The sequence below is a fragment of the Sphingomonas carotinifaciens genome (assembly GCF_009789535.1).
Taxonomy (GTDB): domain Bacteria; phylum Pseudomonadota; class Alphaproteobacteria; order Sphingomonadales; family Sphingomonadaceae; genus Sphingomonas; species Sphingomonas carotinifaciens.
On the sequence record NZ_WSUT01000005.1, the window covers coordinates 1,559,718 to 1,584,157 of the forward strand.

Sequence of the window (24,440 nt, forward strand, 5' to 3'; positions counted from 1 at the left end):
ATGGCGACATCGTCTTTCAAAGCAACCGAACGCACATCGGACCGCCTTGAGGCATTCATGGACGCGGTGCTGGCAATTGCCATCACCCTCCCGGTGACCGAACTACACGCACCAGAGCCGACTGACGGCGACCTGGCAGCGGCATACCTAAAGCTGGCACCGGAATATGCCGCCTACGCCCTTAGCGTGATGCTGATCGGTCTTTACTGGGCTTCCAGCCACTTCACCGGCAAGCTTCTGCAAAAAGCCGATCATGGCTACAATCTGCTCAGCATCGGCTTTCTTGCCGCTGTCAGCATCACGCCGTTTCCTGCGCGGCCGCTCATCGAGCATCTCGGTGGTGACGCGGAAAGCAAGACCGCCGTTTTGGCCTATCTGGGCGTGGCAGCGGCGCCGGCGACGTGGTGGTTCGTGCGTTGGGTCTATGCAACCGCGAGGGGGCTTCCAGACCAGCGCCTGACAGACGCCTACCTCAGGCGAACAACCCTCAAATTCGCCGTCACCGCCGGAGCCTATTGGGCAGCCTTTGCCCTGGCAATCTGGAATTGGCGTGCTGGACTGATCGTCGCGGGGATCGTTACGTTGAGCTATATCATTCCGCCAGCAAAGCCCAGCTACAAGCCAGGCCAAGAACCAGAGAATGGCTGAGACTGGCTATAGACCCGGCAAGGCGGATGCTCACATCGGCTAATCAATCTAGGATCTTATCGATCGTGATCGACAGGGACCGCACCCGCTTACCGGTCGCGTGATAGATCGCGTTAGCAATCGCGGCAGCGGTGCCGACGATGCCGATCTCGCCAAGGCCTTTGACCCCGCGCGGGGTCACTTCGGAATCGGGTTCATCGACGAAGATCACTTCGATATCGTGGATGTCGGCGTGCACGGGCACATGGTATTCGCCGAAGTTGTGGTTCATCCAGCGACCTAACCGGTGGTCGGAGAAGGTCTCCTCGTGGAGCGCCATGCCCATGCCCATCACCACGCCGCCGAGGATCTGGCTGCGCGCGGTTTTCGGGTTGATGATGCGGCCGGCGGCCACCGCATCGACGATGCGAGTGACGCGCACCACGCCCAATTCCTCGTCGACCTTTACTTCCGCGAAGATGGCGCTGTGGATGTTCTTGGACTTGTGCAGACCCTTCCACATGTCGCCGAACCCGGGCGCAGCGGTTGCTTCCTCTTCGATGGCCGTCAGGTCAGCGGCACGCATCGCATCTCCGAACGGCACCCGGACGGTCGGCGTGTCCTTCAGAACCATGCAGCCGTCCTCAAACAGCACGTCGTCTATCTTCGCTCCGCTCAGCGGTTCACCGGCGATCTTGCTGGCCACCTTCAGGAGCTTCTTGCCGACCTCCTGGCATGCGAGCTGCACTGCCGCACCGGTCGATGCCGCCCCCCACGATCCACCTTCGACCGGGGTGGTCGGCAGGTCTGAATCGCCCAGCTTGGCGGTGATCTGCTCCGGCGGCAGGCCGAGCGTCTCTGCGGCGACCAAGGTCATCACCGTGTAGCTGCCGGTGCCGATGTCGATGATCCGTCCCATGATGTTTTCCTTTCCTTTGAGGCTGAAAGCCGGTCGCGAACAGCAACCGGCTCTGCCTTTCCGGCGAGGAACGGGATGGGGAGGGAGGGCGAGAATCTGGCCTCTGGCGCGGGCGAGCCGCCCTAGCGCGGCCGATGCCCTGCAAGGGCGTCGGGTGCCGCGCTTGGCGAATTACACGGGGGGCCTGATTGTCGTTCGGGAACGAAAGGGCAGTTGCCCTTGGCGTTCCCCCGGTACGGCCGAGCCTCCGAAGAGGATCGTCGCACCCGCAAAAGGCGTCTCGCTCGCGCGGCTCCGGTGAGGTTTTGCGATGCGGCACGTCATAGGCAGCCGCTCAGCCCGACAGAACATCGGGCGCGGAGGCATTCCAACAAAATCAATAACGCGGCTTTTGGGTAATGCCAAAAAGGTATCGTGAGGGAGCAAAACGGCATTTTTCTTGATGATCGTGAGCATCTAGCCTCTGCTCAACGAGGAGAGGGACTATCTGATGCCAGGCGCAATCATCGACGCCATCGAGACGATCATTCTCGATGTCCCGACGATCAGACCACACGTACTGTCGGTCGCCACCATGCAGTCTCAGACGATAGTTCTGGTCCGCCTAATGTGCTCGGACGGGGTGATCGGCTATGGCGAAGGCACCACGATCGGTGGGCTCAGCTACGGCGCCGAAAGTCCCGAGAGTATCAAGCTCACGATTGACCGCTACATCGCGCCCGTCCTGACCGGAAGCGATGCGCGACCGGCCGCGGCAATGGAGATGCTGCGCCGCCTCATTGTCGCGAACCACTTCGCGAAGAATGCCGTCGAGACGGCACTGCTCGACGCGCAGGGTAAGCGGCTCGAAGTTCCGGTGAGCGAGCTGCTCGGCGGTCGACTGCACGATCGGCTACCGGTGCTCTGGACCCTGGCGAGCGGCAACACAGAACGCGATATCGCCGAGGCCGAGGACATGCTCGCGCGGGATCGGCATCATGCGTTCAAGCTCAAGATCGGCAAGCGGCCTCTCGAAGAGGATGTAGCGCACGTCGCCGCGATTAAGCGTGCGCTTGGCGATCGGGCAAGCGTCAGGGTGGACGTCAACCAAGCCTGGAGCGAGACGACTGCGATGCGGGCGCTCCCGATGCTCGCCGACGCGGGTGTGGATCTCGTCGAGCAGCCGATCCCGGCGGCGCAGAGTGCCGGCATGGCAAGGTTAACCGCGCGCGGCCTCGTCGCCGTGATGGCCGACGAGGCGCTGTGCGGACCTGAGAGCGGCTACGCCATGGCCTCCAACCGTTCGGCGGACGTCTTCGCGATCAAGATCGCGCAGGCCGGCGGCCTGTTCGCGGCAAGGAAGCTGGCCGGGATCGCCGAGGCGGCGGGCATCTCCCTTTACGGTGGGACGATGCTGGAGGGTGGCATCGGCACGATCGCCTCGGCGCAGCTCTTCGCCGGCTTCCCCAGCCTCGATTTCGGGACCGAACTCTTCGGTCCGCTTCTCCTGACCGAGGAACTCCTGGAAGAGCCGCTGCGGTATGAGGGTGGTTACCTGGTGCTGCCCACTGGGCCGGGTCTCGGGGTGGAACCGAGCGAACGCGCGGTGGCGGCGCTGCGTCGCGATCGGCCTACGCGGACGACGGTGCCCGTTGCTCTCCAGGCGGTGGGCTGAGCGATGCTCTTCCACGTCACCATGGATGTGAACATCCCCAACGACGCCGATCCCACCGCCATCGACGCGCTGAAGGCGAAGGAGAAAGCACGCGCCCAGGAGTTGCAGCACGCCGGCGTGTGGCGGCACCTGTGGCGGGTCGCCGGGCGCTACAGCAACGTTAGCATCTTCGACGTCGCGTCGAACGGTGAACTGCACGACCTGCTGAGCACGTTGCCGCTATTCCCTTACATGGAGGTGCGCGTCACGGCGCTGTGCCGACACCCCTCCTCGATCCACGACGACCGCTGATCCGCAGACGACAAACCTAACCAAACGAACGACAAGGAGAGGACGATGATCCAGGGTTTCGTGAAAACGCCGGAGGTACAGGCTCTGCTGGACCGCGCCAGCGGGAAGACTGTCGAGGGTGGCGATGATCGGCTGAAGGCGATCACGCGCGACCTAGTGGAAAGCTTGATGGCGACGATCGTCAAATACGACGTGACCGAAAGCGAGTTTTGGTCGTCGATCAAGTTCTTTCAGGACGGCGCGCGCGAGTTCGGCCTGATCGTGCCCGGCCTCGGCCTCGAGCATTTCATGGACCTTTACATGGACGCCAAGGACAAGGAGGCTGGTCAGAGCGGCGGTACGCCGCGCACGATCGAGGGACCGCTCTATGTTGAGGGCGCGCCGCTGGTCGAGGGCGACGTCGACCTCAGCGACGATCCCGACGAGACCGGCACGCTCTACATGACCGGCCAGATCAAGGGTCCGGAGGGCGAGAGTCCGGACGGGGCGATCCTGCACGTATGGCACGCCAATTCGCAGGGGTTCTACTCGCACTTCGATCCGACGGGCGCGCAGACGCCGTTCAACAATCGTCGCCGCATCAAGATCGGTAGCGACGGCCGCTACTCGTTCCACTCGAAGATGCCCAACGGCTATTCGGTCCCGCCTGGCGGCTCCACCGAGACGTTGCTGAAGGCGATCGGCCGCCACGGCAATCGACCGGCGCACGTCCACTTCTTCGTTGAGGCGCCGGGCTATCGCGCGCTCACCACGCAGATCAACTTCGGCGACGATCCCTTCGCGAAAGACGACTTCGCGTTCGCGACGCGCGAGGGCCTGCTCCCGGTTCCCCAGCGTCAGGGCGACAGCGCCTATGTCGCTTTCGACTTCGAGTTGCAGCGGTCGGCGTCGAGCGATGACGAGGTCTTCTCGGCCCGCTCGCGCGCTGCCGCCTGATCCGGAGCGCCATGGGTGAACAAGGTGTACGACACGCCCGCGACGGCGCTGGACGGATTGCTGTTCGACGGGATGACCATCATGTCGGGCGGGTTCGGTCTCTCGGGTAATCCCGAGAGCCTGATTCCCGAGATTCGCGAAAGCGGCGTCCGTGACCTGACTGTCGTCTCGAACAATGCCGGTGCCGATGGTTTCGGACTCTGGATGCTGCTCGAAAGCCGGCAGATCGCGAAGATGGTCTCCAGCTACGTCGGGGACAACAAGCTATTCGAACAACAATACCTCTCTGGCGAACTGCAGCTTGAATTGACGCCACAAGGGACGCTCGCCGAGCGCATCCGCGCCGGTGGTGCCGGTATACCTGCCTTTTACACTAAGACCGGCGCGGGAACGGTGGTCGCGAAGGACAAGCCGGTCGAGGTCTTCGACGGCGAGGAATATATCCGCGAGACCTGGCTGCGGGCCGATCTCGCGATCGTGAAGGCATGGCGTGCGGACCCATCAGGCAATCTCATGTTTCGCAAGACGGCCCGCAACTTCAATCCGGTGATGGCGACCGCCGGGAAAGTAACCGTCGCCGAGGTTGAGGAGATCGTCGCGCCCGGCGACCTCGACGCCGACTGCATCCACACGCCAGGCATCTACGTCGACCGGATCGTACGCAGCACGATCAATGAAAAGCGCATCGAAAAGCTCACGACGCGCGCGAGGGAGCACGAATGACTGTCGATCACAGGCGGGGCTGGACCCGCGACGAGATGGCCCGGCGCGCGGCGCAGGAGCTGCGCGATGGCTACTACGTTAACCTCGGCATCGGCATCCCCACGCTCGTGGCGAACCACATTCCGAACGGCATGGACGTCGTGCTCCAGTCCGAGAACGGCATGCTCGGCATGGGGCCGTTCCCTTACGAAGGAGAGGCGGATCCCGATCTCATCAACGCGGGCAAGCAGACGATCACGGAGCTGCCGACCTCCTCCTTCTTCTCTTCAGCGGACAGCTTCGCGATGATCCGCGGTGGGCACATCGATCTCACGGTCCTCGGCGCCATGGAGGTGAGCGCCTCCGGCGACATCGCCAACTGGACCGTTCCGGGGAAGATGGTGAAGGGAATGGGCGGCGCGATGGACCTGGTCGCCGGCGTCAAGCGCGTCGTCGTGGTCATGGAGCACACGAGCAAGGACGGCGAATTCAAGATCCTTTCCGATTGCTCACTCCCGCTGACCGGGAAGGCGTGCGTCGACCTCATCATTACCAACCTGGGCGTACTGGCGTGCGACAAGCCGGGCTTGCGCCTTCTCGAGACCGCGCCCGGTGTGACGGCCGATGAGTTGCGCGCGAGCACAGGTGCGCGCATCGAGAACGCCGTGGCTGAGGCTGCCTGACGATGTCGGACGCCTTCATCTGCGATGCCATTCGCACCCCGATCGGCCGGCTGAACGGTAGTCTCGCGGGGGTTCGCGCCGACGATCTCGCCGCGATCCCGCTACGGGCGCTGGTGGAACGCAATCCATCGGTCGACTGGTCGGAGGTCGACGACGTTATCCTCGGCTGTGCGAACCAGGCCGGCGAGGACAATCGCAACGTCGCCCGCATGGCCGTGCTCCTGGCGGGACTGCCCGAAACTGTGCCAGGAGCGACGATCAATCGCCTGTGCGGCTCGGGCCTGAACGCCGTTGGTCAGGCGGCGCAGGCGATACGCTCGGGAGATGCCGACCTCCTTATCGCGGGAGGCGTCGAGAGCATGACCCGTGCGCCCTATGTCTTGGGCAAGGCCGCCAAGCCTTTCGATCGCGGACAGGCGATTGAGGATACGACGATGGGCTGGCGCTTCGTCAATCCGGCGATGCGCTCGGCATGGGGTGTGGACACCATGCCGCAGACCGCCGAGGCGGTCGCGGAGCAGTGGAACGTCACCCGTGAGCAACAGGACCGCTTTGCCCTGTCGAGTCAGATGAAGGCAGCCACTGCGCGTAATAACGGCCGTTTCAATGTCGAGATCGTACCCGTGACGCTGCCACGGCGAGGTGGCGATGCGGTAGTGTTCGCCGTCGACGAGCATCCACGGGACACGACCGCCGAAGGACTTGCGGCGCTGAAGCCGGTGGTAACCCTGAATGGGACCGTGACGGCCGGGAACGCATCCGGTCTCAACGACGGCGCTGCGGCGCTGGTCGTCGGCTCTGCCGATGCGGCGCAGCGCCATGGACTCATACCCCGAGCCCGCATCGTTGCCATGGCATCGTCCGGCATCGCTCCACGGATCATGGGCGCGGGTCCGATCGAGGCGGCTCGCAAGCTCCTCGCCCGCACCGGCCTCTCAATGGCTGACATGGACGTGATCGAACTCAACGAGGCGTTCGCTGCGCAGGCAATCGCAGTTTTGCGCGATCTGGACGTCGACGTAGACGATCCTCGCGTCAATCCGAACGGGGGCGCCATCGCGCTTGGCCATCCGCTCGGCATGTCGGGTGCCCGTATCGCGATGACGGCGGTCGAAGAACTGCATCGGATCGATGGGCGCTACGCGCTCGTGTTCATGTGCATCGGCGTGGGACAGGGCATCGGCCTCGTGCTGGAGCGGGCATGACGGACACGGTGACCCTCGGAGATGGCTGCACCATCGCGTATCGCTTCGACGGGGCCGCACACGCGCCGGTACTCGTGCTCGGAAACTCACTCGGCACCGACCTCGGCATGTGGGCACCGCAGATCGACGCCTTTGCCCAAACCTATCGTGTGCTGCGCTACGATACCCGCGGTCATGGACGATCGCAGGCTTCTGCCGGTGCATATGGTATCGACCGCTTGGGCCGTGACGTTGTCGAACTAACCGCGTCGCTCGGGATCGACCGGTTCCATTTCTGTGGACTCTCTCTGGGCGGCATGGTCGGCCAATGGCTCGGGATACGTGAAAGCGACCGGCTCGATCGGCTCGTGCTCGCCAATACTTCGGGCTATATGGGGCCGCCATCGGCATGGGATGCCCGGATCGCTGCGGTGCTCGCCGAGGGTATGGCCCCGCTGGCGGAGGCTTCGATCGCACGATGGTTCACGCCGGGCTTCGCGATGCGCCATCCGGATACGATCGAGCCGATCGTGAAGATGCTGCGCTCGACTGACCCGACCGGTTATGCCGGCTGTTGCGCGGCGATCCGCGATATGGATATGCGACGCGCCGCGGCGCTGATCGGCGTGCCGACGCTGGTCATCGGCGGCAGCGCCGATCCGGCGACGCCGCCCGATCATGCCCAGGCGCTTGCGAGCGCGATACCCGGCGCCACGCTCGAGATGCTCGATGCCGCCCACCTGTCGAACATCGAGCAGCCGGATCGCTTCGCGTCGCTCGTACTCGACTTCCTCGCGCGATCTTCATCGCGCCCGCCGGTCGCGCGCGAGAGCGCAGAATCCGCTTACGACCGGTGAGCGATTATCGCGCCGGTAGGCCAGACTCAATTGCGTCTGCGGAACGTCGCCGAGAAACGGACGATAGGCGACACCGGTAAGTTGCGCCTCGGACGCTGACTCGGGCACTATGGCGACGCCGGCACCGACGGATACCAGCGAAAGCGCGGTTTGAATTTCCAGCGTCTCCTGCGCGATCGTCGGCACGAACCCTTCCCGCCGGCATAGCCCGAGGACATGATCGGCGAAGCTTGGCCGGGGTTGGCGTGGATAGAGGACGAAGGGGCGCAGGGCGAGGTCGGCGAGTGCCACGTGGTTCTGCTGCGCTAGATCATCCACCTCGGGTAGGGCTACGATTAGCGGCTCGCGCTGAACTACCTCGCTGACGATTTCAGGATCCTGGATGCCGGGCCGTGCGAACGCTACGTCGATCGAACGCTCGATGAGCGCGACGCGCAATTCTGCGGTGTTCATCGCGTGCAGGACGAGTTCGACGTCCGGGTGAGCCGCCCGGTAACGATTGAACACGCCGGGCAGGATCGAGAAGGTGGCCGAGCCGACGAAACCGACCTGAATCACCCCGATCGTTCCCTCCGATGCGCGTTTCGCCACCCGCGCTGCGTCGGCGACACGGACGATGATGTCCCGCGCGCGGGGAAGCAGCGCCTCGCCCGCCGCGGTCAGCCCGATAGTGCTCCGCGTCCGGTCGAATAAAAGCGCCCCGATCCCTGCTTCGAGATTGGCGATCTGTCGGCTCAACGCCGGCTGGGCGATGTGGAGGCGTTCCGCAGCGCGGCCGAAATGGAGTTCCTCCGCGACAGCGAGGAAATAACGCAACCGACGGACGTCAATACCGGGTGACGCGGCGGTTGGCGGATCGGAAGGGAGTGTCTGGCGGCTCATGCCCCATCAGAGCCCGAGACGAGCGTACAAGCAATACCGTTTTGGCATCAACACGTGCCCATATTGTATTTGATCGACATGGCGGCGTGGGACACTCTTACCATTCAGAAGCCGCGAAGACGGCTTCGAAGGAAGAGGTATCATGCTTGAAACGAGGACAGCCGGCGGCGATCCGGCACGGCGACCGAAGCTCCAGGCTGTTGTGACGGGCGTCACGAATAAGCAGGTTGTGCAATTCGACTTCGTTTACGGCGACCCCGACCTCACGGTCGAACTCGTCCTGCCGATCCCCGCCTTTCGTGATTTCTGCACCGACAATCGGTGCCTGGTCACTGCCGCCGACCCCGCCGAAAGCGCCACTGTGCTGCGGATGTTCAGCGGATCGCCGGCCCACGTCCATCCCGTCGGAGCGCACTGATGAACATCGATATTCAGGCTGAGGCGATCACGCCACGGCGGCAGACCTTCTCGCACATTGCGCGCCGGTTCGGGACCGACAAGGCGGCCTCGCGTTACGAGGAGGCGACCTACGATGTGCAGCCGGTCGCCAACTTCCACTACCGGCCGACCTGGGATCCGGAGCGCGAGCTGTTCGACCCGCGTCGCACCGTCATCGAGATGGCCGACTGGTATGCGTTCCGCGATCCGCGCCAGTTCTACTATGCGACCTACAACATTAGCCGCGCGGCGATGCAGCAGTCCTTCGACGATGCGGTCAACTTCGTCGATAAGCGCGGCCTCGTCGGCAGCGTCGATACGGACTGGCGGGCGATGTTCGCCACCTACCTGTTGCCGCTGCGTCACGTCGAATGGGCGGCGAACATGAACTGCCAGCTCATCGCCGATTGGGGCTATGGAACTCAGATCACGTCGGCAGCCGCTTTCTGCGGCACCGATCGGTTGGGGATCGCCCAGATCATCTCGCGCATCGGCCTGGTCCTCGGCGAGGGTTCTGACGAACAGCTCCTTGCCGCCAAGACACAGTGGCTCGATGCGCCCGAATGGCAGCCGATGCGTCGTCTGGTCGAGGATCTTCTCGTGGTGCGCGACTGGTTCGAGCTCTTCGTGGCCCAGCTCGTCGTGCTCGACGGCTACGTCTACCCGCTGGTCACGCAGGCATTCGATCGCGCCGGTGCCGCCCATAACGGCTCGCCGCTGTCGATGATGACCGGCTTTCTCGGCGACTGGTTCGCCGACAACAGCCGCTGGACCGATGCAGTGCTCAAGGCGGCAGCAGGAGAATCCGAGGCCAATCGCCAGACTCTCAGGGATTGGTTCGACCGCTGGGACGAGCGTGCTCGCGCCGCGGTTCAGCCGGTCGCAGATATGGTGCTCGGCGATCGGGGCGCATCCGCGGTCGCCGAGATCGGTGCGCAGCTTCAGGACCGGGTGGCCGGTCTCGGCGCGATCGCCGAACGGGAGAAGGCGGCATGACCCAGCCCGTCTCCATCACGTTGCAGAACTCCCAGGACGGCTTCGCGATCGCCGAGGCGATCATGGCCGACAATCCGGGCGCCGAGCGCCGCTCGATGCCGGCGATGACGAAGATCGACCGTCCGGGACGGCTCGAGATCAAGGCAGCCAGCGTATCCGAGCGACTGGGGCGCGACTGGGACCCGCAGGAAATCCACCTGAGCGTCATCTCGCTGTCCGGTTCGGTCGACGAGGACGATGACTATTTCGCGGTTTATTGGAGGTAATCATGGCAGCCCGTAAGCTGAACCTGAAGCAGAAGTACGGTCACTTCACCCGCGGCCTCGACTGGGAGCCGAGCTATCAGTCAAAGGACGACATCTTCCCATTCGCCAAGTACGAGGGGATCAAGGTCCACGACTGGGATGCTTGGGAAGATCCCTTCAAGCTGACCATGGACGCCTATTGGAAGTTCCAGGCGGAGAAGGAGCGCAAGCTTTACGCGGTCATCGATTCGATGGCGCAGAACAACGGGCAGCTCGGCATCACCGACGCGCGTTACCTGAACGCAGTAAAGCTCTTCATCCAGGGCGTGACGCCGTTGGAATATCAGGCACACCGCCACTTCGCGCACCTCGCACGCCATCTGCCTGGAGCAGGCCTGCGGGTCGCCGCGCAGATGCAGTCGATCGACGAGCTACGACACTGCCAGACGCAGATTCACACGATCAGCCATTACAACAAGTTCTTCGACGGCATCCACGACTTCACCCACATGCATGACCGGCTGTGGTATCTGTCGGTGCCGAAGTCGTTCTTCGATGACGCGACGACCGCGGGGCCGTTCGAGTTCCTCACCGCGATCAGCTTCGCGTTCGAGTACGTCCTCACCAACCTGCTGTTCGTGCCGTTCATGTCGGGCGCCGCCTACAACGGCGACATGGCGACAGTGACGTTCGGCTTCTCCGCCCAATCGGACGAGAGCCGGCACATGACGCTCGGACTTGAGGCCGTCCGCTTCCTGCTGGAGCAGGACGAGGCCAACGTGCCGATCGTGCAGGGCTGGATCGACAAGTGGTTCTGGCGCGGATACCGCCTCCTCACCCTCGTCGCCATGATGATGGACTACATGCTGCCGAAGAAGGTGATGTCCTGGGCCGAGGCGTGGGAGACCTACTACGAGCAGGCCGGCGGAGCGCTGTTCGCGGACCTCGCCCGTTACGGCATCCGTGAGCCCAAGTACGCCGACGTCGCCAAGGCCGAAAAGGGTCATATCACCCATCAGGCGTGGACGATCTTTTACAACTACACCCACGCCGCGGCCGTCCACACGTGGGATGTCGACGATCAGCACCTCGCCTGGCTGCGCGAGAAGTACCCGGACACGTTCGCGCAACACTACGAGCAGCGCTATCTCAATTGGCGCGACCAGGCCGATCAGGGCAAGCGCTTCTACAACAACGGGCTGCCGCAGCTTTGCCAGGTATGTCAGGTTCCGATGGCGTTCACGGAGGTCGACGATCCCACCACGATCAGCTTCCGCGTCTCGGAGTTCGGCGGGGACAAGTACCATACCTGCTCCGACGGCTGTAAGGACATCTTCGACCACGAGCCGGAAAAGTATTCGCAGGCGTGGCTTCCGGTCCACCAGATCTTCCAGGGCAATTGTGGCGGCGCGACCGTTCCGGAGGTCCTCGACTGGTATCACATAAACCAGGGTGCCGATAACATGGATTATGCCGGCTCGCCCGAGGAGGCGCAGTGGGAGAAGTGGATGGAAGGCCGACGCCCTGCCGCTCCCATGGCCGTGGCCGCGGAATAAGGACGACCATCGATGCCCACAGCAAGCCTCAACCCCGGTTACTCCGGCCCGGTCCGCGACCGGGTGGAGAACTTCGGCGGCGCCCAACTCGTCTATGTCCACTGGGAGGGCCACAACAACTTCTGCTCGGCGATCACGCTGCCGCTGCCGCCTGAAACGCCCTTCGGGGCGCTCACCGCGGAAATCCTACCCTCGCTCTACTCGGTCGATCCCGACTGGGCGGAGGTCGATCTCTCGACCGCGCGCTGGATGCTGGACGGCGAAGATTGGCAGCCTGAAGCGGCCAAGGGCATTGGCGAACAGGGCGTCGGCCACAAGTCGCTCATTCGCTTCTGGACGCAACCGTTCGGCCGCGCCTGACATCATGCCGACGCTCACGATCGAACCGACCGGCGACACCGTAGAGGTGGCTGAAGGCCAGAACCTCCTCGACGCGTGCCTCCGGGCGGGGATTTACCTGCCCCACGCCTGCGGGCATGGCCTGTGTGGCACCTGTAAGGTGACCGTGCTCGAAGGCGAAGTCGATCACGGCGGTGCGAGTTCCTTCGCACTCATGGACTTCGAGCGGGACGAGGGGGCGACCCTGGCCTGCGTCGCCACGATCGAGGGCGACGTCACGATCGAGGCGGACGTCGACGATGATCCGGACGCGCAGCGGATCGCGGTGGCCGATTACGTCGGGACGGTAACCCGGCGCGAGATGCTGACACCCGACATCCTCGGCGTGTGGCTCTCGGTTCCGACCGGGGTCGCGTTCCAGGCCGGTCAATACGTCAACCTGACGATTGACGGGATCGAGGGGACACGCGCCTTCTCGATCGCGAACAGCCCCGCAGAGACCGGCATTGTCGAGCTTCATATCCGGCTTGTGCCAGGCGGCAAGGCGACAAAGCACCTGCACGAGGAGTTGAAGGTCGGGGACGAGATGCGCTTCGCCGGTCCGTTCGGACACTTCTTCGTGAGGCGCTCGGCGAACAAGCCGCTGATCTTCCTTGCCGGTGGCTCGGGACTATCCAGCCCCAAGAGCATGGTGCTCGAGCTTATCGAACAGGGGTATGACCAGCAGATCACACTATTTCACGGTGCCCGTCGACCGCACGACCTGCATTTCGCCGACCTGTTCCGGCGGATCGCCGATGAAAACCCGCTGTTTCGCTACGTACCCGTCGTTTCCCAAGCGGAGGCGCAGGACGAGTGGGGTGGAGAAACCGGCTACGTCCATGAGGCGGCCGAACGCCACTTCGGCGGCCGTTTCGCCGGTCACCAAGCCTATCTGTGCGGTCCGCCCCCGATGATCGAGGCAGGGATCGGGTCGCTCATGAAGGGCCGGCTGTTCGAGAAAGACATCTTCGTCGAGAAATTTGCCACCGCAGCGGACGCGGAGAAGTCTGTCCGATCGCCGTTCTTCAAGAAGCTCTGAACAGATCACCAACTGGAACGCAGGCCGGCGACGACCTCGCCGACGGATCGCTGCGTCCAAATGACGAGGGGAGGATCACGTCATGAAGATGCTTGCCTGGGGCCTTGCGGGAATTGCCGCATCCCTCGCGACGCCATCGGTCGCGTCAGAGGGGGGTAAGAGCGCCTATCCCAACGGCGCGGAGGCCCTGACGATAGCGGCGTTGCCGCCCCCCGGAACCTACCTCCTCGACTACCAATATTATTACACCGCCGATCGGCTGAACGATCGCGACGGCAACAACGTCGGGCCGCCAGATCTGTCGGTGGATGCCGTCGCCAACATCCCACGCTTCGTCCACGTCACCAACACCAAGATCCTCGGCGCAGCGCTCGCGATGCAGGTGTTCGTGCCCGTGGTGAACGTCAATGTTCGCGCCGGCGGCAGTAGGCAGAACAAATTCGGGATCGGCGATCTGATCGTCAATCCATTCGTTCTCGGCTGGAACCGCAAGAACACGTTCTTCGTGCTGACGATGGACACGTTCGTGCCCACGGGACGCTACAAGCGCACCGATCTCGCCAACATCGGCAACAATTATTGGACGTTCGAGCCCGTGTTCGCGGTGTCGCACTTCAATCCCGCTGGCAGCGGTCCCGAGGTGTCGGCGAAATTCATGTACGACTTCAACACCAAGAACACGGCAACCCAGTACCGCTCCGGGCAGGCAGCGCACGTCGACTTCGCGGCATCCTACAATTTCAATCCGATCACAATCGGTGTCACCGGTTACTATTTCAAGCAGACGACCGACGACAAGCTCAATGGCGTAAAGGTCGGCACTGACGGGTATCGAGGTGAGGTATTCGCGCTCGGACCGCTCGTTCGCTATCAGGCCGGCAAGGTGCCGATCGTCGCCCAGTGGCAGCACGAGCTCTCCGCCTCGAACCGCACCCAAGGCAACAGCTTCTGGCTCAAGGCTGCATTCCGGTTCTGAGGGTGCGGGATCGACCCGCGCTCGGCTCAATCCATCGGAGACAGAAGGGGTGTGGACCACGATGTTACCGTGATCTATGAGGCAGTAGGCGGGGTAGAGCCTATCGCTGACATCGCGGCTGACGCCATGAAGAACCGGAACATTGACCTCTAACTTGCAGCGTGTCGCTCGCGGGTGATGCGCGGATCCTCGTACAGGTCCCGCATCGCCCGCAGTCGAAACGCATTCCACCAGCGCTGCCAGCGGTGCTCGGCCGCATCGTGGATCATGTGGCAGCGTTGACAGAGCGCTCGCAGGTTAGCCGGGGCGCGGTTGCTCGGATCATGATCGAGGTGCGCGCAAGCCAGCACGACATAGGTCATGCGGACGCTCGCCAGCGTAAAGCCGCCCTTCATCGAAACCCGCTTGCCCTGGTCTGACCGCCAACACCTCGCATCGGCATCCCACCAGCGTCCATCGCCAAGGTGAGCGACCCGCCGAAGGTGCGGCCGACGGCATTGCTCGCAGCGTCTGCCGGCGCGGTCGAACCGGATCGTGTCTGACAGCTGCTGCCAGTCGATCGGGTAAAGCCAACGGTTTTCGGCGCGGATCGGCATCGCATTTCTATGAGTCACGCGACCAGCCTTGGAAAGCTGATTTTCGCCGTTTGTTTTCACACCGTTTGGCAGGTGTTCCACCGCGAAACGATAAACCGAGAGGATCGAGGCTTGACCAATAGGGCTCGGTAACGGAACATAAAGGGAACAGGTAGAGTCTAACCCTTATGCCCGCCGCCCTTGATTCATCAGCGCCGACCATAGCGCATCTTCGGACGATCGCTACACCCACGACCGACTTCCGCATCATGCCTTTCGGCGTCGACGCGATCGACGGGCGGCTCGGGGCAGGGGGCCTACGCGCTGGCGCGCTCCACGAGGCGACAGCGCAGAGTGCCACGATGGTCGACGACGCGGCAACGACGCTCTTCCTCGCCAGCATCGCCGCGCGTGAAGCTGCTGCGACAGGCGGGCCGGTGTTGTGGGCGAGTTGCCGCGCTGACCTGTATGCGCCGGCGCTGGAGCAGATCGGCTTACCCAGCGCAGCCGTGATCCATGCCCAACCGCGCGATGACGCGGCCCTTCTGGCGGTGATTGAGGATGCGGTGCGCGACGGTACACCGTCTGCCATCGTCGCAGAGGCGAGCAAAGTCTCCATGGTCGCCACCCGCCGCCTGCAGTTGGTCGCGGCCGAGGCTGACATGCCGGTCCTGCTTTTGCGCCGTCGACGCGGGCTCAACGAGGATCCGCTTGCCGAACCATCCGCGGCCTGGACGCGCTGGCGGATCGGCACCGCACCGTCCGAGCGGCTTGAGGTCGCGGGTGTAGGAAGAGCGAGATGGACGGTGGAATGCACTCGCCAGCGTGGGGGTGAGGGGTTCTCCCTGATTGTGGAGGGCAGCAATGAGACGGGTCGTCTCGCTGTTCCTGCCGGACTTGGCCATCGAGCGGCTGAGACGGTTGGAGCGGTCCGCTTCGCGGCAGCCTGAACGGCCTGTCCTCGAGCTGCCGGTAGATGACGACCCCGGCGCCTGTTCGGTGCCGCGGGGCGGCGGTTGGCGGCCAGGTGCGCGGTGGGCACGCGAGGGCCTGCGTTCCCGCGCCGACGTCGAGACGCAGATCGCGGCGCTGCCAACGCATGCACAGCCGCCGATGCGCGAGCTCGGCCGGCGATCGGAGGCAGCAAGCCACCCTTATAAGACCGTAATCACAGGGCATCCGACGCCGAAAGCATCGCCGTTGGATATTAAAAGCAATGGCTTTCCGCCTTTGGCGCTTATCGGGAAGGCGGGCCGGCGCGAGGAGGTGGTTGCTGCCTGCGAAGGTGCACGGGCGCTCGGTATTCATCTCGGTATGGCTGCGACCCATGCGCGCGCTCTCGTATCGGATCTCGACTTCCGTCCGGCCGAGCCGGAGGCTGATGCGGCACTCCTCGACCGCCTGGCGCTGTTCGCGGTTCGGCGCTGGTCGCCGATTGCTGCTGTCACGCCCGCCGATGGGCTCTGGATCGACCTTGCTGGCTGCGCGCATCTGCATGGTGGTGAGGAGCGGTTCTGCAGGCGGCTGATCGCTTTCTGCCGTCGTGCCGGCTTCACCGCACGCGTGGCCGTCGCTGATACGGCAGGGGCGGCCCATGCCCTCGCTCGCTTCGGCCGCAGCGAGCTGACCCGCGTCGAGCCGGGTGCAACCGCCAGTGCGATCTCGCCGCTGCCGATCGTCGCCTTGCGCTTGGCGCCGAGCGCCATCAGCGCTGCCAAACGCTTCGGCTTCGAGACAGTAGCGGATCTGCTGCCGGTCGCGCGTGGGCCACTGGCGCGTCGGCTCGGTCTGCCGGCAATCACGCGTCTGGACCAGGCGCTCGGCGCCGTGGCCGAGCCAATCACCCCGCGCGAGGATGCCGAAGTTCCGATGGTCGAGCGTCGCCTCCTTGAGCCGATCGGCACAGCCGAGGCGATCGAACAGGTTATGGGCGACCTGCTGAACGATCTTGCGCAGGTCCTGCAAGCGCGAGGCTTAGGGGCACGGGCACTCCGCCTCACGGCCTTGCGCGTCGACGGCACGGAACAGGTCGTGGGCGTCGGCACGTCGCGGCCGACGCGCGAGGTATCGCACCTTCTCAGGCTTCTGAAGCTCAGGATCGAGCGGATCGACCCTGGCATGGGCCTCGAGCAATTCTGGCTGGTCGCGCCGCATACCGAACCGCTGGATGCGGTCGACCTTGGCGCGGTCCTCGCCGGCGAGGCGCTGGTGCGGGACCCGGCGCGTCTGGTCGACGTCATCGCTGGCAGGATTGGAGGCTATGCCGTCTACCGGCTTGCGCCCGTCGAAAGCCATGTGCCGGAGCGGGCCGTCACCCGCTCCGACCCGGTGGAGATGCCAGGATCATGGCCGGCATGGAAGCGCCCGATCCGCCTCTTTGCCCGGCCGGAGCCGCTGGCGCGCGTGATAGCGCTGATGCCGGACCAGCCACCACGTCGGTTCGAATGGCGCGGCAAGACCTACAAGATCGTCGCCGGCGATGGCCCCGAGCGGGTCCATGGCGAATGGTGGCGCCGCGATGCCGAGGTGTGGGCGGTGCGGGACTATTACCGTGTCGAGGACGATGCGGGCGGCCGCTACTGGGTCTTCCGACGCGGTGACGGTTTCGAGGAAGAGACGGGCGACCTGTCCTGGTGGATGCACGGGGTCTTCGGATGACCCACTATGTCGAGCTGCAGGTGCTCACCCACTTCTCGCTGCTACGCGGCGCGTCGTCGCCAGAGGAGTTGTTCGCGGCCGCGGCGCTGCTCGGCTACCCGGCGATCGGCGTCAGCGACATCGGCACCGTTGGGGGTGTCGTTCGGGCATGGGAGGCGCAGAAGGCTACGGGCGTCCGCTCGATCGCGGGCACGCGCGTCGATCTGTCCTGCGGCCGGCGCTTGTTGCTCTATCCGACCGATCGGCCCGCCTGGTCGAGGATCACGCGGTTGCTCACCGTCGGCAAGAAGCGGGCAGGCAAGGGCGGATGCCTTCTCCACTGGCACGACCTCGAGCCGTGGTCGGAGGGTGTCGTTGCCATCCTGCTGCCACACGAGGCCGACGAGGAGAACGTCGCCGCACTGAAAGACCTGAAGGCTATCTACGGGCGTCGCGGCTATATGGCCCTGTTCCAGCGGCGTCGGCCGGGGGACGCGGTCCGCATCGATGCGCTGGCGCGGCAGGCAGGCGGGGCAGGGGTCCGTGCCGTTGTGACCGGCGATGTGCTCTACCATGCGCCCGAGGCACGGCTGCTGCAGGACGTGGTGACGGCGGTGCGCGAGAAATGCACCGTCGACGAGCTCGGCTACCGCCGCGAGGTCAACGCGGATCGGGCGCTCAAATCGCCCGACGAGATGGTCCGGCGATTCCGCGCCTATCCGGACGCGCTGCAGGCAAGCGTCGATATCGCGCGCATCTGCACCTTCGACCTTGGCGAGCTGGCCTATCAATACCCGCACGAGCGCCTGATCGAGGGGCTGTCAGCGCAGGAAGCCTTGGAGAAGCTGGCGACCGAAGCGGTCGAGCGGATGTTCGATGGCCAAGCGCCGGAGGCGTACACCAACCAGATCGCGCATGAGATGCGGCTGATCGGCGAGCTTGGCTACGCGCCGTACTTCCTCACCGTCTATGCGATCGTGCGCGAGGCGCGTCGGCGCGGGATCCTCTGCCAGGGCCGCGGCTCGGCCGCAAACAGCTGCGTGTGCTTCGTGCTCGGCGTCACCTCCATCGACCCCATCAAGCACGAGCTGCTTTTCGAGCGCTTCGTGTCGGGCGAGCGCCGCGAACCGCCCGACATCGACGTCGACTTCGAGCATGAGCGCCGCGAGGAAATCATCCAGTGGATCTACGAGACCTATGGGCGTGATCGCGCGGCGCTGACCGCAGTCGTGACCCGTTACCGCGCGCGCGGCGCGGTGCGTGACGTTGGAAAAGCGCTCGGGCTACCGGAGGATCTGACGTCCTCGCTCGCCGGCCTCGTGTGGGGCTGGTCGGCCGAGGGCGTCGGTGAGAAGCAGGTCGACGAGCTCAACCTCGACATCGCCGACCGCCGGCTGCGGCTCACGCTCGACCTCGCGCGCAAGCTGATCGGCGTGCCGCGCCACATGTCGCAGCATCCAGGCGGGTTCGTGCTGACCCATGATCGTCTTGATGATCTAGTTCCTATTGAACCTGCCGCAATGGAAGGCCGGCAAATCATCGAATGGGACAAAGATGACATCGACAGTCTGAAATTTATGAAAGTCGACGTTCTCGGCCTCGGTATGCTTGGGTGCATGAACCGGGCGTTTAATATACTTGAACAAGACAAAGGTATTCGTGTCGGACTGGCAGACCTACAGGATGATGACCCTGAAGTCTATGCCATGATCCAGAAGGCTGACACGCTCGGCACCTTCCAGATCGAAAGCCGTGCGCAGATGAGCATGCTGCCGCGGATGAAGCCTCGGCGCTTCTATGACCTCGTAATCCAGGTCGCGATCGTGCGGCCGGGACCGATCCAGGGTGACATGGTCCACCCGTATCTTCGCCGGCGTGAGGGGCTGGAACGGCCGGAATACCCGCGCCCGGAGCTGCGCGCTGTGTTGGAAAAGACCCTCGGCGTTCCCCTGTTTCAGGAGCAAGCCATGAAGGTCGCCATCGTCGGCGCGGGCTTCACGCCGGCCGAGGCGGACCAGCTGCGTCGCGCCATGGCCACCTTCAAATTCACCGGCGGGGTCAGCCATTTTAGCGAGAAGCTGATCGAGGGCATGGTCGCACGCGGCTATCCCCGCGACTTCGCCGAGCGAACCTTCCGCCAGCTTGAGGGCTTCGGCTCCTACGGCTTCCCCGAGAGCCATGCAGCCAGCTTCGCCAAGATCTCCTATGCAAGCAGCTGGATGAAACACCATCATCCGGACGTGTTCTGCGCCGCGCTGATGAACGCGCAACCCATGGGCTTCTACGCGCCCGCACAGATCGTCCGCGACGCGCGCGAGCACGGGGTCGAGGTGCGGCCACCTTGCGTCAATGCGAGCCGGTGGGATTGCACCCTCGAGCGAACAGGCGGGCGCTATTTGGCGGTGCGGCTTGGCCTGCGAGTGATCCGCGGCCTATCGAACGCTGACGGAGCGAAAATCGTCTCCGCGCGCAGCACCACCGCATATGACTGCGTCGAGGACGTGTGGCGCCGATCCGGCGCGCAGCGTGCCGCGATCGAGAAGCTGGCGGACGGCGATGCCTTCCACAGCTTCGGTGCCGATCGCCGGCAGGGTCTATGGAAGGTGAGGGGGCTCGGCGAGGCTCCGCTGCCACTCTTTTCCGCGGCGGATCGTGCGGCCGAGACGCTGAGCGCAGAAGGTATCGAGCCAGAGGTGCAGCTGCGGGCGCTGACTGATGGCCGTGAGGTGATCGAGGATTATCGCAACATCCAGCTGTCGCTCCGCGCTCACCCGCTGACGTTCGTGCGGGACGAGCTGCGACGCCGCGGCGTCACCCGCTGCGCTGACCTCGCCAGCGTCCGCGACGGCCGCCACGTCGAAGTCGCGGGCATCATCCTGGTGCGTCAAAAGCCCGGTTCCGCGAAGGGTGTGCTGTTCATAACGATCGAGGACGAGACCGGCGTCGCCAACGGCATACTCTGGCCCGACCGCTTCGAGGCGCAGCGTCGCACCGTGATGTCGGCCTCCATGGTCGGGCTGAAAGGGCGAGTGCAGAAGGAAGGCGAGGTGATCCACGTCATCTGCGACCGGATCGTCGACCATGGCGACCTGCTCCACCGTGTCGGAGATATGTCCTTCCCGCACCGCACCGGGCGCGGCGATGCGGGCCAGCATCCAGGCTCACCGGATCGCGGGGACAAGGGATGGCAGCCCGAGCCGCGCAACCAATACTGGCCGCCCCATGCGGACGGTAAGGATCCTGAGGACGTCGTGCGCTTCAAATCGCACGACTTTCATTGATCCGTGTCGACGCTTCCTCGGCACCAGCGCGTGGTGATTGCGCTGTCGGTGCATATCCTGCGTGCCGGCGTGGCCAGGTGCTCGGAAACGACGGTCGACGGCATGGAAGTGCGCCTGGCGCTGCGCTGCCTTCTGCCGCACTGCCCTGAGCGCTGGCCGCTCGAACTTTACTGGGACGCCGCCTCGCAGGCGAACGAGATCGGGCGAGCCCAGGGGGTCACCGCAGCCTTCAACGGCATCGTGCGCCAGCTGCGGAAAGCAGGGCGCTACGAGGACGTTTCGCCGCTGTGAGCAGCCGGCCGAAGAACGACACTTCCTACCAAACGCTTGGCGAATGGGCGGCTGATCGCGCCGACATGCGGATCGTCTGCGCGTGCGGCCGCACCATCAACTTTCCGGCCGAGCGGATCCTCGAACGGTTCAAAGGTGACGGTAAGGTCGCAAACAAGATGATCCGGCTCCGCTGCCGCGGCTGCGGGCGGCGCGGCCACGCCTCCCTATCGGCGATCCCGGCGCTGCGACGCTAGACTATAGGTTTGCTGGAAGCGGTTGTCCGTTCAGGCCTGCGGGCCGCAACTTGTTCTCGGCTGCTGTCTTTTCTTTTTCATGCTTTTTGCACAGGCCCTGCCCATTGGTCACGGGATCGTCTGACCCGCCCGCCCAGCTAGGGATAATATGATCTGCTTCAGTGCTCCTTTCCGAACAACCAGGAGCCAAGCAGTTGGGATAGAGCCTCATGCAATCCCTATGAAACCGGGCCTGCTTGCTCGAATTTGGCGCAACCATGTGTATCCCTCCGCAGTAGCTTAGGGTCAGGACTCTTTGATCACAGCCAGAAGATGACGGTGGCAGTGAGGGCGACGGCAGAGAAGAAGGCCGTGGGGCAGCGATCGTAGCGGGTTGCGACGCGTCGCCAGTCCTTGAGGCAGCCCAACATGATCTCGATTCGGCTGCGGCGCCTGTAGCGACGCTCGCCGTACCTGACCGGCTCGTTGCATGATCGCCGACCGGGGATGCATGGCTGGATGCCCTTGGCCTGGAGGGCGTCGCGGAACCAGTCGGCGTCGTAGCCGCGGTCGCCGAGCAGCCACTGCGCTTTTGGCAGGTCGTCCAGCAGGGCTGCCGCGCCGGTGTAGTCGCTGACTTGGCCCGCGGTCATGAAGAAGCTCAACGGGCGGCCGTTCGCGTCGGCCACGGCATGGAGCTTGGTGTTCACGCCGCCCTTGGTCCGACCGATCAGACGGCCGAGAGGCCCTTTTTAACCCGCAGGCTCGATGCCGCGCGGTGCGCCTTCAGGTAGGTCGCATTGATCATGACGGTCTTTGGTTCGGCATCGCCTGCGGTCAGCCCCTCCATCATGCGCGTGAACACGCCTCGCTCGCCCCAGCGCTTCCACCGGTTGTACAGCGTCTCGTGAGGACCATAGGCGCTGGGCGCATCTCGCCAGCGCAGCCCATTGCGGTTGACGAAGACGATGCCGCCCAACACCCACCGGTCATCCACCCGAGGCCTGCCGTGGCTCTTGGGGAAGAAAGGCCGCAGCTGCTCCATCTGATCGTCCGTCAGCCAGTACAGGTCGCTCATTCCGGTCTCCTCACGGAGCCTGAATCAGATCGCGACGCTCACATCAATGGGTCCTGATCCTAGCCACCAGACGATACCGGCTCAAATTTGTCTATGCCGCTTAGTCTAAATCTAGTTCTGCAGCGGCCAAATCCTGTCCCCGCAACCAACTTCATTTGCAACGCCTCGGAAGCCACCGCTTCCGAGGCGTTTTGCATGTCTGTGCTCGCGCTCAGCTCCAGCATCGACGCCAACTCGCCGCGCAGCTCGGTCGTCAGGTCTCCCCCTCTGGCCGTAAGGCTAGGACTCGTTGATCACAGTCAGAAGATGACGGTGGCATCCTTGGCGACGGCGGAGAAGAAGGCAGTGGGGCAGCGGTCGTAGCGCGTGGTGACTCGGTGCCAGTCCTTCAGACGGCCGAACATGATCTCGATGCGGCTGCGGTGCCGATAGCGGCGCTTGTCGTACCGGACGGGTTCGTTGCGCGACCTGGGGCCCGGGATGCAGGGCTCGATGCCCTTCGACTGCAAGGCGTCCCTGAACCAGTCGGCGTCATGGCCGCGGTCGCCGAGCAGCCACTGCGCCTTGGGTATGTCGTCGAGCAGCGCTGCCGCACCGGTGTAGTCGCTGACCTGGCTTGCGGTCATGAAGAAGCTCAAGGGACATCCAGCGGCAGCCTTGGGTCGTTTATTGCTCGATCCTTATCTGAAAACCCTGCCGCTCGCTTAAGCCGCCTTTCAAAACCGTGTCTTGAATCAGCGACGTGCTGCACCAACAAGCGTTGTTCATGAAGCCCGGCATGACAGGCGGATTGACGCTAACCATCTGCGGCCTGAGTGAAGTATGACACGGTTTCGGTACGCGTTTCTGCACTAACCGCAGCAATGGTTTCGTTCCGAAACGACCGTGACCATGGCGGATTCAGTGCTGCACAACGCCGGATCACGATGCAACATATACGCCTGCCTGCCTGCGCATGTCCGGCTTCCTTATAACCCGCTTGCATTCGTTACGGGAGGAGATAGCTTGTCATATAACTAAGGAGGCGTGATGATCCAGCGCTGGAGAAGCCTGTTTATGCGTGGTGTGCCCGTGATGGCGATCATGGTCTTGGGTGGCTCAGGCTTGGATGCGCAGCAACAGCCGGCAACCGCCATGCCGCCGATCGATACGCAACTGCCCCCGCCAGCCGATCATAAGGCCGCTGCAGTGGCGGTGTTGGCGGATTATCGCCATGACGATCTGCTTTGGGAGAATGACCGCACTGCACATCGCATCTACGGTCACGCCCTGGAAGCGGTGGAGCCACCATCGGGATCGGGCATTGATAGTTGGGGCAAGCAGTTCGTCTGGCCCTTCGCCGATCGCCAACTGCGTAGCGGCGACCAGCATGGCTATCACGGCGAGGGCATCGACTTCTACAATGTCGGGTCCGGTCGTGGCGCGGGCGGATTGGGCATCTGGCACGACAACAAGCTGTGGACGTCGCGCAATTTTATTCGGTACCGGATCAGGACAACCGGCGGAAAAGCGGCCGATTTCGAGGTGGATTATGCCCCTTGGCCGGTCGATGTCGGACGTACGGTATGGGAGACGCGCCGCTTCACCCTGCCGCTCGGCACGCATTTCACGCGGATGGTGTCTACTTTATCGTCAAACAAGCCGGGCGAAATGATCGTCGGGATCGGTATCGGCAAGCGTACGACCGGGCCGATCGCGGGGCAGATGAGCGCCGATCGCACGCGCGGGGTCATGACGTGGTGGGGCCCGGAAGACGGCGCGCATGGCCGGATGGCGGTGGCGATCCGTGTCGATCCTGCAACCATCGTCGAACTGCGCGACGATGCGGACAATTACCTGTTCCTGGTGCGGGTGAAAGCGGGGAAGCCCTTTGTCTACTTTTCAGGCTCTGCCTGGAGCAAGGGGGCAGGGGGCTTCGACACCCGTGAGAAGTGGCAGTCCTATGCCGCATCGCAGGTGTTGGATTTTTCGGTGCCGGTACGATGAAGGGGAGGATG

25 protein-coding genes and 1 pseudogene are annotated in these 24,440 nt (G+C 64.0%); 21 read left to right on the plus strand and 5 right to left on the minus strand.

The window, feature by feature from the left end:
• On the plus strand, window positions 1-648 hold the full coding sequence (locus GQR91_RS09405; RefSeq protein ID WP_149681943.1) for a TMEM175 family protein: 648 nt from the start codon (window positions 1-3) through the stop codon (window positions 646-648).
• 43 nt (window positions 649-691) lie between these two features.
• Here the strand turns inward: GQR91_RS09405 and GQR91_RS09410 are convergent, their stop codons facing one another.
• Complete coding sequence (locus GQR91_RS09410) at window positions 692-1,642, minus strand: xanthine dehydrogenase family protein molybdopterin-binding subunit (protein WP_487247664.1); 951 nt, start codon at window positions 1,640-1,642, stop codon at window positions 692-694.
• A gap of 394 nt (window positions 1,643-2,036) precedes the next feature.
• On the opposite strand from GQR91_RS09410, the gene GQR91_RS09415 reads away from it, so the two are divergent.
• From GQR91_RS09415 to pcaD, 7 genes are read left to right on the plus strand one after another with little or no spacing between them, the layout of a single operon-like run.
• Window positions 2,037-3,200, plus strand: coding sequence for a muconate/chloromuconate family cycloisomerase (locus GQR91_RS09415; protein ID WP_149681941.1), 1,164 nt, complete (start codon window positions 2,037-2,039; stop codon window positions 3,198-3,200).
• Window positions 3,201-3,203: 3 nt separating this feature from the next.
• Entirely contained in the window at window positions 3,204-3,491 is a 288-nt protein-coding gene (gene catC, locus GQR91_RS09420; RefSeq protein WP_149681940.1) for a muconolactone Delta-isomerase, read from the plus strand.
• A gap of 45 nt (window positions 3,492-3,536) precedes the next feature.
• On the plus strand, window positions 3,537-4,427 hold the full coding sequence (locus GQR91_RS09425) for a dioxygenase family protein (protein ID WP_149681939.1): 891 nt from the start codon (window positions 3,537-3,539) through the stop codon (window positions 4,425-4,427).
• Window positions 4,428-4,442: 15 nt separating this feature from the next.
• A complete protein-coding gene (locus tag GQR91_RS09430) occupies window positions 4,443-5,150 on the plus strand; it encodes a CoA transferase subunit A (RefSeq protein WP_149681938.1) in 708 nt (235 codons plus the stop codon).
• Window positions 5,147-5,812, plus strand: coding sequence for a 3-oxoacid CoA-transferase subunit B (locus GQR91_RS09435; protein ID WP_149681937.1), 666 nt, complete (start codon window positions 5,147-5,149; stop codon window positions 5,810-5,812). Before GQR91_RS09430 ends, GQR91_RS09435 begins: the two co-directional genes overlap by 4 nt.
• Window positions 5,813-5,814: 2 nt before the next feature.
• A complete protein-coding gene (gene pcaF / locus GQR91_RS09440; protein WP_149681936.1) occupies window positions 5,815-7,017 on the plus strand; it encodes a 3-oxoadipyl-CoA thiolase in 1,203 nt (400 codons plus the stop codon).
• On the plus strand, window positions 7,014-7,853 hold the full coding sequence (gene pcaD, locus GQR91_RS09445; protein WP_149681935.1) for a 3-oxoadipate enol-lactonase: 840 nt from the start codon (window positions 7,014-7,016) through the stop codon (window positions 7,851-7,853). Before pcaF ends, pcaD begins: the two co-directional genes overlap by 4 nt.
• On the opposite strand, the gene GQR91_RS09450 is transcribed toward pcaD, so the two are convergent.
• Window positions 7,800-8,735: a LysR family transcriptional regulator gene (locus GQR91_RS09450; RefSeq protein ID WP_149681934.1), complete on the minus strand. Its 936-nt coding sequence runs from the start codon at window positions 8,733-8,735 to the stop codon at window positions 7,800-7,802. The genes pcaD and GQR91_RS09450 overlap by 54 nt on opposite strands.
• Window positions 8,736-8,877: 142 nt before the next feature.
• On the opposite strand from GQR91_RS09450, the gene GQR91_RS09455 reads away from it, so the two are divergent.
• From GQR91_RS09455 to GQR91_RS09485, 7 genes are all read left to right on the plus strand, one after another.
• Window positions 8,878-9,153: a phenol hydroxylase subunit gene (locus GQR91_RS09455; protein ID WP_149681933.1), complete on the plus strand. Its 276-nt coding sequence runs from the start codon at window positions 8,878-8,880 to the stop codon at window positions 9,151-9,153.
• Window positions 9,153-10,169, plus strand: a complete 1,017-nt coding sequence (locus GQR91_RS09460) for an aromatic/alkene monooxygenase hydroxylase subunit beta (RefSeq protein ID WP_149681932.1) — start codon at window positions 9,153-9,155, stop codon at window positions 10,167-10,169. Before GQR91_RS09455 ends, GQR91_RS09460 begins: the two co-directional genes overlap by 1 nt.
• The gene (locus tag GQR91_RS09465; RefSeq protein ID WP_149681931.1) at window positions 10,166-10,435 is read left to right on the plus strand and encodes an MmoB/DmpM family protein; all 270 of its coding nucleotides are present in this window, start codon (window positions 10,166-10,168) and stop codon (window positions 10,433-10,435) included. The genes GQR91_RS09460 and GQR91_RS09465 overlap by 4 nt, the downstream gene beginning before the upstream one ends.
• A 2-nt stretch (window positions 10,436-10,437) precedes the next feature.
• Window positions 10,438-11,970, plus strand: coding sequence for an aromatic/alkene/methane monooxygenase hydroxylase/oxygenase subunit alpha (locus GQR91_RS09470; protein WP_149681930.1), 1,533 nt, complete (start codon window positions 10,438-10,440; stop codon window positions 11,968-11,970).
• Between the two features lie 12 nt (window positions 11,971-11,982).
• Window positions 11,983-12,330, plus strand: coding sequence for a phenol hydroxylase subunit P4 (locus GQR91_RS09475; RefSeq protein ID WP_149681929.1), 348 nt, complete (start codon window positions 11,983-11,985; stop codon window positions 12,328-12,330).
• Window positions 12,331-12,334: 4 nt separating this feature from the next.
• On the plus strand, window positions 12,335-13,390 hold the full coding sequence (locus GQR91_RS09480; protein WP_149681928.1) for an NADH:ubiquinone reductase (Na(+)-transporting) subunit F: 1,056 nt from the start codon (window positions 12,335-12,337) through the stop codon (window positions 13,388-13,390).
• A gap of 82 nt (window positions 13,391-13,472) precedes the next feature.
• A complete protein-coding gene (locus GQR91_RS09485; RefSeq protein WP_149681927.1) occupies window positions 13,473-14,366 on the plus strand; it encodes a SphA family protein in 894 nt (297 codons plus the stop codon).
• A 149-nt stretch (window positions 14,367-14,515) separates the two neighbouring features.
• On the opposite strand, the gene GQR91_RS09490 is transcribed toward GQR91_RS09485, so the two are convergent.
• Window positions 14,516-14,962: a hypothetical protein gene (locus GQR91_RS09490; protein WP_149681926.1), complete on the minus strand. Its 447-nt coding sequence runs from the start codon at window positions 14,960-14,962 to the stop codon at window positions 14,516-14,518.
• A gap of 341 nt (window positions 14,963-15,303) precedes the next feature.
• Between GQR91_RS09490 and GQR91_RS09495 the strand changes: the two genes are divergently transcribed.
• The 5 genes from GQR91_RS09495 to GQR91_RS09515 are packed head-to-tail and all read left to right on the plus strand — an operon-like array spanning window position 15,304 to window position 21,386.
• Window positions 15,304-15,891 carry an ImuA family protein gene (locus GQR91_RS09495; protein WP_235903947.1) on the plus strand — a complete coding sequence of 196 codons (588 nt, stop codon included), beginning with the start codon at window positions 15,304-15,306 and terminating at the stop codon, window positions 15,889-15,891.
• Window positions 15,806-17,599: a Y-family DNA polymerase gene (locus tag GQR91_RS09500; RefSeq protein ID WP_311732250.1), complete on the plus strand. Its 1,794-nt coding sequence runs from the start codon at window positions 15,806-15,808 to the stop codon at window positions 17,597-17,599. The genes GQR91_RS09495 and GQR91_RS09500 overlap by 86 nt, the downstream gene beginning before the upstream one ends.
• Window positions 17,596-20,859 carry an error-prone DNA polymerase gene (locus tag GQR91_RS09505; protein WP_149681925.1) on the plus strand — a complete coding sequence of 1,088 codons (3,264 nt, stop codon included), beginning with the start codon at window positions 17,596-17,598 and terminating at the stop codon, window positions 20,857-20,859. The genes GQR91_RS09500 and GQR91_RS09505 overlap by 4 nt, the downstream gene beginning before the upstream one ends.
• Window positions 20,860-20,889: 30 nt before the next feature.
• Complete coding sequence (locus GQR91_RS09510) at window positions 20,890-21,150, plus strand: hypothetical protein (RefSeq protein ID WP_311732251.1); 261 nt, start codon at window positions 20,890-20,892, stop codon at window positions 21,148-21,150.
• Window positions 21,147-21,386: a hypothetical protein gene (locus tag GQR91_RS09515; RefSeq protein WP_149681923.1), complete on the plus strand. Its 240-nt coding sequence runs from the start codon at window positions 21,147-21,149 to the stop codon at window positions 21,384-21,386. The genes GQR91_RS09510 and GQR91_RS09515 overlap by 4 nt, the downstream gene beginning before the upstream one ends.
• 299 nt (window positions 21,387-21,685) lie before the next feature.
• Here GQR91_RS09515 and GQR91_RS09520 read toward each other — a convergent pair.
• A protein-coding gene (locus tag GQR91_RS09520; protein WP_149681922.1) for an IS5 family transposase occupies window positions 21,686-22,443 on the minus strand; the annotation gives its coding sequence in 2 pieces (ribosomal slippage) (window positions 21,686-22,110 and window positions 22,110-22,443; 759 coding nt in all).
• Between the two features lie 299 nt (window positions 22,444-22,742).
• Window positions 22,743-23,096, minus strand: a pseudogene (locus tag GQR91_RS09525) (transposase); the annotation flags it as partial.
• Between the two features lie 403 nt (window positions 23,097-23,499).
• Between GQR91_RS09525 and GQR91_RS09530 the strand changes: the two are divergent.
• Window positions 23,500-24,429: a DUF4861 family protein gene (locus GQR91_RS09530; protein ID WP_149681921.1), complete on the plus strand. Its 930-nt coding sequence runs from the start codon at window positions 23,500-23,502 to the stop codon at window positions 24,427-24,429.
• Window positions 24,430-24,440: the final 11 nt, after the last annotated feature.